The sequence below is a fragment of the Pseudoponticoccus marisrubri genome (assembly GCF_001482405.1).
GTDB lineage: Bacteria > Pseudomonadota > Alphaproteobacteria > Rhodobacterales > Rhodobacteraceae > Pseudoponticoccus > Pseudoponticoccus marisrubri.
Genome location: NZ_LPXO01000005.1, coordinates 127632 through 140448, shown reverse-complemented (window position 1 = coordinate 140448; position 12817 = coordinate 127632). Strand labels below are relative to the sequence as shown.

13 protein-coding genes are annotated in these 12817 nt (G+C 67.5%); all 13 read left to right on the top strand.

Annotated features, from left to right (window positions below):
* Positions 1-61 precede the first annotated feature (61 nt).
* The 13 genes from AVJ23_RS10345 (at position 62) to AVJ23_RS10285 (ending at position 12815) form a co-directional block, all read left to right on the top strand.
* Complete coding sequence (locus tag AVJ23_RS10345; protein ID WP_058862113.1) at positions 62-1084, top strand: carbohydrate ABC transporter permease; 1023 nt, start codon at positions 62-64, stop codon at positions 1082-1084.
* On the top strand, positions 1084-2238 hold the full coding sequence (locus AVJ23_RS10340; RefSeq protein WP_205626848.1) for a carbohydrate ABC transporter permease: 1155 nt from the start codon (positions 1084-1086) through the stop codon (positions 2236-2238). The genes AVJ23_RS10345 and AVJ23_RS10340 overlap by 1 nt, the downstream gene beginning before the upstream one ends.
* A gap of 124 nt (positions 2239-2362) precedes the next feature.
* Positions 2363-2899: an ester cyclase gene (locus AVJ23_RS10335; RefSeq protein ID WP_058862112.1), complete on the top strand. Its 537-nt coding sequence runs from the start codon at positions 2363-2365 to the stop codon at positions 2897-2899.
* 4 nt (positions 2900-2903) lie between these two features.
* Positions 2904-4214: a histidinol dehydrogenase gene (hisD, locus tag AVJ23_RS10330; RefSeq protein WP_058862111.1), complete on the top strand. Its 1311-nt coding sequence runs from the start codon at positions 2904-2906 to the stop codon at positions 4212-4214.
* The gene (locus AVJ23_RS10325) at positions 4211-5257 is read left to right on the top strand and encodes an ester cyclase (protein ID WP_058862110.1); all 1047 of its coding nucleotides are present in this window, start codon (positions 4211-4213) and stop codon (positions 5255-5257) included. Before hisD ends, AVJ23_RS10325 begins: the two co-directional genes overlap by 4 nt.
* Complete coding sequence (locus AVJ23_RS10320; RefSeq protein WP_058862109.1) at positions 5257-6018, top strand: SDR family NAD(P)-dependent oxidoreductase; 762 nt, start codon at positions 5257-5259, stop codon at positions 6016-6018. Before AVJ23_RS10325 ends, AVJ23_RS10320 begins: the two co-directional genes overlap by 1 nt.
* Complete coding sequence (locus AVJ23_RS10315) at positions 6018-7037, top strand: LacI family DNA-binding transcriptional regulator (protein WP_058862108.1); 1020 nt, start codon at positions 6018-6020, stop codon at positions 7035-7037. Before AVJ23_RS10320 ends, AVJ23_RS10315 begins: the two co-directional genes overlap by 1 nt.
* Positions 7034-8023 (top strand): nuclear transport factor 2 family protein, encoded by a 990-nt coding sequence (locus tag AVJ23_RS10310; RefSeq protein WP_058862107.1) that lies wholly within the window; start codon positions 7034-7036, stop codon positions 8021-8023. Before AVJ23_RS10315 ends, AVJ23_RS10310 begins: the two co-directional genes overlap by 4 nt.
* A gap of 136 nt (positions 8024-8159) precedes the next feature.
* Positions 8160-9125: a cupin domain-containing protein gene (locus AVJ23_RS10305; protein ID WP_058862106.1), complete on the top strand. Its 966-nt coding sequence runs from the start codon at positions 8160-8162 to the stop codon at positions 9123-9125.
* Positions 9113-9727, top strand: a complete 615-nt coding sequence (locus tag AVJ23_RS10300) for a class I SAM-dependent DNA methyltransferase (protein ID WP_099045493.1) — start codon at positions 9113-9115, stop codon at positions 9725-9727. The genes AVJ23_RS10305 and AVJ23_RS10300 overlap by 13 nt, the downstream gene beginning before the upstream one ends.
* Positions 9728-9874: 147 nt before the next feature.
* Complete coding sequence (locus AVJ23_RS10295) at positions 9875-10996, top strand: cobalamin-independent methionine synthase II family protein (RefSeq protein WP_058862104.1); 1122 nt, start codon at positions 9875-9877, stop codon at positions 10994-10996.
* Positions 10996-11682 (top strand): alpha/beta fold hydrolase, encoded by a 687-nt coding sequence (locus AVJ23_RS10290; protein WP_240484600.1) that lies wholly within the window; start codon positions 10996-10998, stop codon positions 11680-11682. Before AVJ23_RS10295 ends, AVJ23_RS10290 begins: the two co-directional genes overlap by 1 nt.
* Before the next feature lie 155 nt (positions 11683-11837).
* A complete protein-coding gene (locus tag AVJ23_RS10285) occupies positions 11838-12815 on the top strand; it encodes an ABC transporter substrate-binding protein (RefSeq protein ID WP_058862103.1) in 978 nt (325 codons plus the stop codon).
* The last annotated feature ends 2 nt before the right edge of the window (positions 12816-12817 follow it).

Sequence of the window (12817 nt, the reverse complement as noted above, 5' to 3'; positions counted from 1 at the left end):
ACAGCCGGGCACATCGTGCCGACGAGGCCGGGCCTCGAGACCCCAACCCACGAGAGGATCCATGAAGCCACGCGTATTCGCCGCCTTCGTCGGCCCGTCCATACTCATGATGCTGCTGTTCATCGCCTTTCCGCTGCTGTCGGTGTTCTGGAACAGCTTCAACGTCACCCAGCCCGTCTACGAGACGGTCGAGGTCGAAAGCTGCACGGCCGGGTTCCTCGAACAGACCTGCACGACCGAGATGAAGACCCGGCCCATCCTGGACGAGGCGGGCGAGATCGTCCGCCAGACCGAGTTCGTGGGCCTTCAGACCTACCGCAACGTGCTGGAGCTCGACCGCCTGGGCGAGGCGCTGACCTCCGGGTCCTGGGCCGCGATTCAGAACATCGATTTCTGGAAGGCGTTGCGCTTCACCATCATGTTCACGCTGGTGACCCTGCCGCTGGTGGTGGGCTTCGGGCTGGGCATCGCGATGCTGATCAACAACGCCTCGAAACTCATCCGCGGGCCGGTCATCTTCGTGTCGCTGCTGCCCTTCATCATCACGCCGGTGATCGGCGCGCTGTCGATCAACTGGCTGTTCCGCGGCGACGGCATCCTGACCGCCTTCCTAGAATGGTGGCTGGCGCGGGATCTCGCGCTCTTCGCGCAGGCCTGGACCATCGAACTGCTGATGATGGTCTACCGTGTCTGGCACGTCGCCCCCTTCGCCGCGATCATCTTCTATGCCGGTCTGCAGACGGTGAACCAGGACTCGATCGAAAGCGCGGTGATCGACGGGGCCAGCCGCTGGCAGCGGCTGCGGCTGATCATCATCCCGCACCTGATGCCGCTGATCATCTTCGTGGCGATGATCCACCTGATGGATTCCTACCGGGTCTTCGAGGAGGTCGTGGGCTTCCGCGCCGAGGGCTACGTGATCTCGCTGCAGTGGCTGACCTACGACTTCCTGAAACCCGACCAGGCCGGGAACCGCTCGATCTCCCGCGCCTCGGCCTCGGCCATGCTGACCATGATCGGCATCGCCATCCTGCTGGTGCCGCTGCTCAAGCGCACGTGGCGCGACCACAAGGGAACCCGCTGATGACCTCGAAAGCCCTGCGCCAACCCGCCTCGCTGCGCATCGCCTCCGGCGCCTTCCTGGCCCTGTGGTGCCTGATCGCGGCCTTCCCCATCGCCTGGATCACGGTGATGAGCTTCAAGTCGCCGGTGGATGCCTTCGACTCCAACCCGCTCAACGTGATCTTCGGGCCCGCCACCCGCGCCGGCGGATCCGGCTGGTCGATCCTCGAGATCGTGCTGGGCCTTGCGGTGATCTACATCGCCGCGCGGCTGACCGTGCGGCGGGTGCCCACGCTGGTGGCCAGCTACAGCCCCGGCGGCTACGTCGCCCTGGGCTGGGTGGTGACCGCGGCGCTGGTGGGCGTGGCCTTCGTGCTGGCCTTCTTCGGGCTGCTGCCGATCGTGACCGACCTGCTGACCCCGCTTGTCGGGCCGCTGGGCCGCGACATCATCGGGGCCACGACCGAACATTACCAGACGGTCTGGGTCGATCGCGGCTTCTCGAACAACTTCGCGAACTCGCTGATCGTGACCGCCGGCGTGGTGACCATCTCGCTGTCGGTCGGCACGCTGGCGGGCTATGGCCTGGCGCGGTCGGGCTCGACGCTGGCCTTCTGGATCCTGATCGTCGCGCTGATCTTCCGCGCGCTGCCGCATTCGGTGCTGGTGGCCGGCTACCTGCCCGTCTTCATCAACTCGGCCGAGTGGCTCTCGCCGATCCTGGGTGAGAACGCGCCCACGCTCTACGGCAAGCCCGCGGCGGTGATCGCGGTGCTGGTGGCGATCAACCAGCCCTTCACCATCTGGATGCTGCGCAGCTTCTTCTCGAACATCCCCGCCGATCTGGACGAGGCGGCGCGGGTGGATGGCTGCTCGCATTTCAAGGCCTTCCGGCTGGTCATCATGCCGGTCATGTGGCCGGGCGTCATCACCACGGGGCTGTTCAGCTTCCTGCTGGCCTATAACGACTTCCTCGTGACCTCGCTGCTGCTCGATGCTTCGAACCAGACGATGGTCCCGGCCATCGCGGGCATGTTCAACCGCGAGACCACGACCACCGACCAGGTGGTCGCCGTGGCCGCCGCCGTGTCGATTACCGCGCCGCTCTTCCTGCTGGTCATGGTGTTCCAGCGCCAGATCGTCAGCGGCCTGACCGCGGGGGCGGTGAAGGGATGAGCGCCGCGGCCCGTCATGGCGCGCTGATGCGCCACCCCGCCCTGAACCGGATGCCCCGGGATTTCCTGACCCGTCACGCGACGGCTCTCAGGACTTCCCAAGGCAATCTGAAAGGACGAAAGACATGAAGGGTTCCCGCCCCGAACAGGCCGTGCTGACGCGTGACACGGACATGAGCAAGACCGACGAGACCCGCGCCGTGATCGAGGGCATGGTCGACGGTCTCAACGACCACCGCATCGACGATATCGGCCAGTTCTTCGCGACAGGCTTCCGCTGGATGGGCAACCAGGGTTGCGGCACCAAGACCGGGCTGCAGGAGTTCCAGGACAACTGGCAACGCCCGTTCCAGGCGGCCTTCTCGGACAAGACCTGCGTTGACGAGGCGCGCCTCTACATGGGCGAATGGGCCGCCGCCTTCGGCCGGCAGGAGGCCACCCATTCGGGCCCCTTCATGGGCGTCGCCCCCACCGGCAAGCGAGTCCAGATCCGGTACATGGATTTCTGGAAGGTCGAGGACGGCAAGATCACCGACAACTGGGTGATGGTGGATTTCCCGCATGTCCTGGCCCAGCTGGGCGTGGACGTGTTCGACGGTCACGGCTGGGAAGCATTTGACCGGGGCGAGAAAACCCCGCCCCGACCCGACACGGAAGGATGACCGCATGACGATCGAGCATCTCAAGACCAGCAAGCCCGAGGCCGAGCGCGTCGAGGATGACAGCAAGGTCCGCGCCGCGGTCGAAGCCACGCTGAAGGATATCGAGACGCGCGGCGATGCCGCGGTGCGCGAGCTGTCGCGGAAATTCGACAATTACGCGCCCGAGCGCTTTCGCCTTTCCGCCTCCGAGATCGAGGCGGCGATGCAGAAGGTCAGCGCGCGTGACATGGAGGATATCCGCTTCGCGCAGGACCAGATCCGCCGCTTTGCCGAGGCGCAGCGCGCCTCGATGACGGATATCGAGGTCGAGACCCTGCCCGGCGTGATCCTCGGGCATCGCAACATTCCCGTGCAGTCGGTCGGCTGCTACGTGCCCGGGGGCAAGTTTCCCATGGTGGCCTCGGCGCATATGTCGGTGCTGACGGCCAATGTCGCGGGGGTGCCCCGCATCGTGGCCTCGGCCCCGCCGGTGAATGGCGAGCCGCACCCGGCGATCGTCGCGGCCATGCATATGGGCGGCGCGCACGAGATCTACGTGCTGGGCGGCATCCAGGCCGTCGGCGCCATGGCGATCGGGACCGAGACGATCGACCCGGTGCACATGCTGGTCGGACCCGGCAACGCCTTCGTGGCCGAGGCCAAGCGCCAGCTCTTCGGGCGCGTCGGCATCGACCTCTTTGCCGGCCCGACCGAGACCATGGTCATCGCCGACGAGACGGTGGATGCCGAGCTCTGCGCCACCGACCTGCTGGGTCAGGCCGAGCATGGCTACAACTCGCCCGCCTGCCTGATCACCAACTCGCGCAAGCTGGCCGAGGATACGCTGGCCGAGATCGACCGGCTGCTGGCCATCCTGCCCACCGCCGAGACCGCGCGCACCAGCTGGGAGGATTACGGCGACGTGATCCTCTGCGACAGTTACGACGAGATGCTGCAGGTGGCCAATGACATGGCCTACGAGCACGTGCAGGTGATGACCGACCGCGACGACTGGTTCCTCGAGCACATGCACAGCTATGGCGCGCTGTTCCTCGGGCCCCGGACCAACGTCGCCAATGGTGACAAGGTGATCGGCACCAACCACACGCTGCCGACCAAGAAGGCCGGCCGCTATACCGGCGGGCTCTGGGTCGGCAAGTTCCTGAAAACCCACAGCTATCAAAAGGTGACCACCGACGAGGCGGCGGCGCAGATCGGCGCCTATGGCTCGCGGCTCTGCATGCTCGAAGGCTTCGTGGGCCATGCCGAGCAGTGCAATGTCCGCGTGCGCCGCTATGGCGGGCAGAACGTCCCCTACGGAGAGGCCGCGCAATGACCCATGCATCGAACAAGGCAGCGCTCGCCCCGCTGCGCGCCGCGCAATACGACTGGGACGAGGCCGCGATCCGCGCCGCGCTGGACGCGCTCTGCGCGCCCGAGGCCGTGTTCCGGCTGGCCCATCCCTTCGGCGAGATGACCGGCGGACAGGCCTTTCACGACACCGCGCTCGCCGTGCTGCGGGCGGCCTGGCCGGACGTGGAGCGGCGCGACTGGATCGTCATGGCCGGCACCGACGATTTCGGCGGCGACTGGGTCGGCTGCGGGGGGCATTTCATCGGCACCTTCGTCGCCCCGTTCCTCGACATCCCGCCGACCGGGCACCTCGCCCATATGCGCTTTCACGAATTCTACCGCTTCAAGGATGGCAAGGTCGTCGAGTACCAGGCGCTCTGGGACATCCCGGAGGTCATGATGCAGGCCAATGCCTGGCCCATGGCCCCGTCGCTGGGGCGCGAGTTCTGCATCCCCGGGCCCGCCACCGGCGACGGGCTGATCCGGCCCGATCGCGATGACGCGCACAGCCGCGAAAGCCAGCGGATCATCGTCGAGATGCTCGACCACCTGAAGAAGCATCCCAGCCAGGGCGGCGCCGAGGTGATGGAGATGCCGCGCTTCTGGCATGACACGATGAACTGGTACGGGCCCGCCGGCATCGGCACCGGGCGCGGCATCGCGGGGTTCCGCAACTGGCACCAGATCCCGTTCCTCGCGGGCATGCCCGATCGCGGCCAGTACGTGGACGAGATCACCTATCACTTCTTCGGCGACAACGATTACGTCGCCGTCACCGGGTGGCCCAACATGATTCAGACCGTCACCCATGACGGCTGGATGGGCATCGCGCCGTCGGGCAAGCGGATCACCATGCGCAGTCTCGATTTCTGGCGTCTCGAACAGGGCCGCATCCGCGAGAACTGGGTCATGGTCGACATTCTCGATGCCTATCGGCAGCTGGGCGTCGACGTGTTTGCCCGCCTGCGCGAGTTCAACAAGGCCCGCGTGCCCGGGTCGGTGCCCTTCCCGGTGGGTGACACGTGATGGACCTGCCCCGCACACCGTCCTTCCGGCTGGACGGCCGGCGCGCATTGGTCACCGGTGCCTCGTCCGGTATCGGGCTGGGCGCGGCAGTCGCGCTGGCCGAGGCCGGGGCGCATGTGGTCTGTGCCGCCCGGGGTGCCGAGCGGCTGGAGCAGGCCGTCGCGGCAATGACCGAGGCCGGGCTGAGCGCCGAGGCGCATGTGCTGGACGTGGCTGACACCGCAGCCGTGCGCGCGCTCTGCGCCGCGGCGCCCTTCGACGTGGTGGTCAACGCCGCCGGGCTGGCCCGGCATGGCCCCGCGCTGAAGACCGATCCCGCCGACTACGACGCGGTCATGGCGGTGAACCTGCGCGGCGCCTATTTCCTGTCGGCCGAGGCGGCACGCGCGATGCAGGCGGCCGGACAGGGCGGCTCGATCATCCACATCTCCAGCCAGATGGCCCATGTCGGCGGCATCGACCGCGCGGTCTACTGCGCCTCGAAACACGGGCTGGACGGCATGATCAAGGCCATGTCCATCGAGTGGGGCCGCGCGGGCATCCGCATCAACGCGATCTGCCCCACCTTCATCCGCACGCCCCTGACCGAGCAGACCTTCGACAATCCCGAGCGCGTCAAGTGGATTGAGGAGAAGATCAAGCTGGGCCGCGTCGGCGCCGTCGAGGATGTCATGGGCGCGGTGGTCTACCTGGCCGGCGCGGCCTCGGCGCTGGTCACCGGCACGTCGCTGCTGGTGGATGGAGGCTGGACGGCGGATTGATGGAACGCGGCAAGGTCACATCGGCACAGGTTGCGGCGCGGGCGGGTGTCAGCCAGTCGGCGGTCAGCCGGGTGTTCACGCCCGGCGCCTCCGCCTCGCGCAAGACGATCGAGAAGGTGCGCCTTGCCGCGGCCGAGCTGGGCTATCGCCCCAACGTGCTGGCCCGGGCCATGGTCTCGGGCAAGAGTCGGATCATCGGCGTCGTGGTGGCCTATCTTGAAAACCAGTTCTACCCGCTGGCGCTGGAGCGTCTGTCCGTCGCGCTGCAGGCGCGCGGCTATCACATCCTGATCTTCACCGCCTACAACTCGATCGGCGAGGCGGATGCGGTGGTCGAGGAGATGATGGACTACCAGGTGGACGGGATCATCACCGCCTCGGTCGCGATCAGCTCCACCCTCGCCAACCGCGCCAAGACCGCGCAGATCCCCGTCGTGCTGTTCAACCGCGGCCAGAATGACAGCGGCCTGCCCTCGGTCACCTCGGCCAATGTAGCGGGCGGGCGCAAGGCGGCCGAGTTCCTGCTGGCCGGCGGGCATGACCGCATCGCCCATATCGCGGGCTGGCAGGGCAGCTCCACCGGGCGCGACCGGCAGGCCGGTTTCCTGTCGGCGCTGCAAGAGGCCGGGGTCGCGCCCTTCGCGCTGATCGACGGCATGTACAAGCGCGACATCGCCATGGACTGCGCGCGCGACCTGATCGCCGGCCCCACCCGGCCCGACGCGATCTTCGTGGGCAATGATCACATGGCCTTTGCCGTAATGGACGTGTTGCGAGAGGCCGGGCTGGTGCCGGGGCGGGACATCTCGGTCGTGGGTTATGACGACGTGCCGCTGTCCAGCTGGGGCGCCTATGACCTGACCACGATCCGCCAGCCGGTGAACCGCATGGTGGACGCGACGGTCGAGATGATCATCGACCATATCGAGACGCCCGGCGCCACACCGCAACAGATCGAAATCGACAGCGAACTGCAGATCCGCAGTTCGGCAAGAATTCCGGAAGGATGGAAGAAATGAAGGGGTTCGACCCGAAATTCGCCGATTTTCCCGACTATATCATCGGCATCACCAAGGAGATCTGGGAAGATCGCGGCATCGCCACGCTGCATCACTACTATGCGCCCGAAATCGTGGTGCGCTCGCCGGCATCGGTCGTGGTGGGCAACCAGGGCGTGATCGCGGCCACCATGGCCACGCTGGCGGAATTTCCCGACCGGGAATTGCTGGGCGAGGATGTCATCTGGTCCGGCACGCCCGAAGAGGGGATGCTCTCCTCGCACCGGATCATCTCGACCGCGACCCATGCGCGCGACGGGGTCTATGGCGCCGCCTCGGGCGCCAAGCTGCAGTACCGCATCCTGGCCGATTGCCATGCCAGGGACAACGCCATCGACGACGAGTGGCTGATCCGCGACCAGACCGCCATCGTGCGGCAGATCGGCTGGGAGCCGAAGGACTATGCCCGCGACCTGATCGCGCGCGAGGGCGGGCCGCAATCCTGCGTGCGGCCGCTGACCCCCGCCACCGACCGGGCGGGCCCCTATACCGGGCGCGGCAATGACAATGCCTGGGGCCAGCGCCACGCGGATCTACTACAGCGGCTGATGGGCGCCGACATGGCCGCGATCGAAGCCGAGTATGATCGCGCCGCGCAGCTGGAATACCCTGGCGGCGAGACGGGCCATGGCTGGGCCGCCGCCGACGGGTTCTGGATGGGGCTGCGCGCGGCCTTCCCGGACGCGACCTTCACCATCGATCACCAGATCGGCCGCGAGGATCCCAACATGCCGCCGCGCTCGGCCATCCGCTGGTCGCTGCATGGCCGGCACAGCGGATGGGGGGCCTTCGGTGCGCCCACCGGGGCCGAGGTCTACGTGCTGGGCATCTCGCAGGCCGAGTGGGGCGAGCTGATCTCGGGCCAGGTCAAGCTGCGCCGGGAATGGACGCTGTTCGACGAAACCGCGATCTGGAAGCAGATCCTGCTGCACACGGGCGAGCTCTGATGACCCAGTCCGAGGCTGCACGGCGGCTGCACATGCTGTTCCAGGCGCGTCGCGCGGAACGGCTGAACCCGCATCCCCCGGGGCGTGATGTCTGAACCCTGACATTCAGACATCACATCCCGAAAGGACCTGACAGATGACACCGCAAGAGATGGAACAACGCATCGTCCGCTATGGCGAGCTGATCCCCTGCAAGACTGCCTTCATCGACGCCCACACGCCGGGCAGCGACCAGAAGGAGAATTTCACGATCATCGGCGGCGGCGTGTCCGAAAGCCCCGACCAGCATGTCCACATCACCATCCCGCACGGGTTCAATATCGGCGCGGCCGGCCAGCCGCCGCGCGTCCGCAACTCGCTGCACGACCACAACACCGCCGAGGTGTTCTTTGTCCTGTCCGGGCGCTGGCGCTTCTTCTGGGGCCGCTGGGGCACGGCCGGCGAGGTCACGCTGGAGCCCGGCGACATCTTCAACATCCCCACCGGGATCTTCCGCGGTTTCGAGAATATCGGCACCGAGTACGGGATGATCATGGCCATCCTGGGCGGCGACGATGCCGGCGGCGGCGTCAACTGGGCGCCGCAGGTGATCGAGGATGCCGCCGATCACGGGCTGGTGCTGGCCGAGACGGGCAAGCTCTACGACACCAAGAAGGGCGAGCGCCTGCCCGCAGGCGTGGCGCCGATGCCGCTGATGTCCGAGGCCGAACTGGCAAAGCGCGGCGAGCCCACCACCGCCGAGGTCCTGCCCAACCACGTGGCGCGCTACTGGGACATGGTGGCGCTGGCCGACCGCGCGCCCTGCAAGGTCATCGGCGAGACCGGGCTGCTGCGCGACCGGCCGGGCTTCGAGGTGGATTTCATCACGCCCGACTCGGCCACCAAGGCCAAGCACAGCCATGACCGGCCCAGCGTGCTGATGCCGGTCAAGGGCCATTGGCGCGTCGACTGGGATGGCGGGCGCGCCACGCTCGCCCCCGGTGACACCATGTCGGTGCCCGAAGGGCTGGCGCATAGCGCGGTGCCCTCGATGACCGGCGAGGCGGCGCTCTACCACATCGTGGGGACCGACGATGTCCCCGGGCCGACATGGAAGGGATGACCGCCGCGCCCGAGGATATCCGCGACGTCTATGAGCGGCAGGCCGCGATCTACGACGCGCAACGCTCGCGCGAGCTCTTCGAGGCGCGCTGGCTGGCGCGGTTCGCGGCCTGCCTGCCCGCGGGCGGGCGGGTCCTCGATCTCGGCTGCGGCACCGGCACGCCCATCGCGCGTTGGTTCATCGCCGAGGGGTTTGCCGTGACGGGGCTGGACATCGCCGAGGCGATGCTGGCCTTCGCGCGCGAGCGCTGGCCCGAGGGCGACTGGCGGCAGGGCGACATGCGCGATTTCGAACTGCCCGAGCGGTTCGATGGGATCGTGGCGTGGAACAGCTTCTTCCACCTCACCCCCGCGGCGCAGCGCGACTGCATCGCGCGCATGGCCCGCCATCTTGCCCCCGGCGGGTCGCTGCTGACGACGGTCGGCCCGCGGGCGGGCGAGGTCACCGGGGCCGTGGGCGACGAGACGGTCTATCACGCCTCGCTCTCGCCGGCCGAGTACGCCGCCTGCCTCGAAGAGAACGGCCTGCGCCTGACCGGCTTCCTCGCCGAGGACCCCGAGACCCAGGATCACAGCGTCATGATGGCGCGCAAGGATGCCTGAGCCGGCCATGGCTTGCGGCCACCGCGTCGCCCAAACCCGGGACGCCCCCCGGGCGACGACGCAAGCCGGCCGGATGTAGACATGGCAGGCCCGGAGCGTCCGGGCCGCCACCCCAGACCCGACACGCCCCCGACAGGAGGACCCAAGATGACCCGCATTCTGACCACCCATGTCGGATCGCTTCCCCGCAGCCAGGAGGTGGTCGACTTCATCTTCGCGCGAGAGCATGGCAAGGAGTACGACGCGGAGGCGTTTGATGCCTGCATGACACGGGCCGTCAACGAAACCGTGCAGAAGCAGAGGGCCGCCGGCATCGACATCGTGTCGGATGGCGAGACCTCCAAGATCAGCTACGCGACCTATGTGAAGGACCGCTATACCGGTTTCGACGGGGACAGCCCGCGCAACGCACCGGCCGATCTCAAGCTGTTCCCCAGCTTCCTGAAACGGCTGGCCGATGACGGCGGCACGCCGAAATATGCCCGGCCCATGTGCGTGGGCGAAGTCCGCTCGAAGGGGCAGGGAGAGCTGCAGAAGGACATCGCCAACCTCAAGGCCGCGATGGCCGAACAGGGCGTCGAGCGCGGCTTCATGAACGCGGCCTCGCCGGGCGTGATCTCGCTGTTCCTGCAGAACGACCACTACCCCTCGCGCGAGGCATATCTTGCCGCGCTGGCCGATGCGATGAAGGAGGAATACGAGACCATCATCGCCGCCGGGCTCGACCTGCAGCTGGACTGCCCCGACCTCGCGCTGTCGCGGCACATGCTGTTCAACGATCTCGGCGATGACGACTTCCTGAAGATCGCCAATTCCCATGTCGAGGCGCTGAACCATGCGCTGGCCGACGTGCCCATGGACCGGGTCCGCGTGCATATCTGCTGGGGCAATTACGAGGGCCCGCATGTCTGCGACATTCCCATGGCCAAGATGTTCGACACGCTGATGGCGACCAAGGCGCGCTACGTGCTGTTCGAGACGTCGAACCCCCGCCACGGCCATGAATGGACCGTGTTCCGCGACCGCCGTGCCGACATCCCCGACGACAAGGTGCTGGTGCCCGGCGTCGTGGACACGACCACGAATTTCGTCGAGCACCCCGAGCTGGTCGCGCAGAGGATCCGGCGTTTCGTCGAGATCGCGGGCGCCGAGCGGGTGATCGCCGGCTCCGATTGCGGCTTCGGCACCTTCGCGGGCTTCGGCGCGGTGGATCCCGAGATCGCCTATGCCAAGCTGGGCGCGCTCGCCGAAGGCGCGTCGCTGGTCTGATGGGCGCGCCGCTGATCCTGCTGCCGGGCATGATGTGCGATGCCCGGCTGTTCGCGCCGCAGACCGACGCGCTGCCCGCGCAGGTGCTGCCGATCACCTCGGCCGATACCGTGCAGGCGCTGGCGGCCGAGGTGCTGGCGCAGGCGCCCGCGCGCTTTGCCCTGGCCGGCCTGTCCATGGGCGGCATCGTCGCGATGGAGGTGCTGCGCCAGGCGCCCGGCCGCGTGGCGGGGCTGGCGCTGCTGGACACCAACCCGCTGGCCGAGGCCGAGGCCGTCAAGGCGCGGCGCGCGCCGCAGATGGAAAAGGCCGCCGCCGGGCAGCTGCATGCGGTGATGCGCGACGAGATGAAGCCCAATTATCTGACCGACGGCCCGGACCGGGACGCGATCCTCGCGCTCTGCATGGAGATGGCCCTGTCGCTGGGCCCCGACGTGTTCATCCGCCAGTCGCTGGCGCTGCGCGACCGGCCCGACCAATGCGACACGCTGCGCGCCTATTTCGGGCCGGCTCTGGTGCTGTGCGGGCGCGATGACCGCCTCTGCCCCGTCGCCCGGCATGAGCTGATGCACGACCTTCTGTCGAACTCGGTGCTCGAGGTGATCGACGGCGCGGGCCACCTGCCCACGCTGGAACAGCCCGACCGGACGACCGAGGCCCTGCGCCGCTGGCTGCAGCTGACCTGAGCGACGACGCCCCCCCGCCGCAGGCCATGCCGGCGGGGGCGTATCCCTTGCGGCGACAAGGCCGAAAACCCGGAAATTCCGACCGCTCGTGTCAGCAAACTGTCGCAGAGCGATGTTAGAGCGCCCCTGATCGAAACGACAACTCGGGGACCCTCATGCGTTCTGTCCTTCCGGCGCTTGCCGCCGTTCTTCTCTCCTCCACCGCCGTGGCCGCCGATGTCTCGGGCAAGCTGGTGCTCTACACCTCGCAGCCCAATGCCGACGCCCAGCAGACGGTCGACGCCTTCGAGGCGAAATATCCGGATGTCGAGGTCGAATGGATCCGCGACGGCACCACCAAGGTGATGGCCAAGCTGCGCGCCGAGTTCGAAGCCGGTGCGCCGCAGCCCGACGTGCTGCTGATCGCCGACATGGTCACCATGGAAGGGCTGGAAGCCGAAGGCCGGCTGATGCCCTATCCCGAGGCCGACACCTCGGCCTATGATCCCGCGCTGATGGACGATGAGGGCCATTACTTCTCGACCAAGCTGATCACCACGGGCATCGTCTACAACACCGGCGCCGAGATGGTGCCGACCTCCTACAAGGACCTGCTGGCCGAAGACGCCGCCGGCAAGCTGGCAATGCCCTCGCCGCTGACCTCCGGCGCGGCCACGATCCACATGGCCGCGATCACCGCGCACCCGGACCTGGGCTGGGACTATTACGAAGGCCTGGCCGAGCAGGGCGCCAACCCGCAAGGCGGCAATGGTGGCACCTACAAGGCGATCGCCGGCGGCGAGAAGCTTTATGGTTTCGTCGTGGATTTCCTGCCGATCCGCGAGATGGCCAAGGGCGCGCCCGTGGCCTTCGTCTTCCCCGAGGAAGGCGTCTCGGCCGTGACCGAGCCGGCGGCGATCCTGTCGACCGCGCAGAACCCCGATGCCGCCAAGGCCTTTGTCGATTTCCTGATCTCCGAGGAAGGCCAGCAACTGGCCACGGACATGGGCTATCTGCCCGCGCATCCCGGCGTCACCCCGCCCGAGGGTTTCCCGGCGCTGAGCGACATCAAGCTGCTGGATTTCGACCCGGCGCAGGCGCTGGAAAACGACATGGACAACAAGATGAAGTTCACCGAGATCTTCGGCGGCTGACC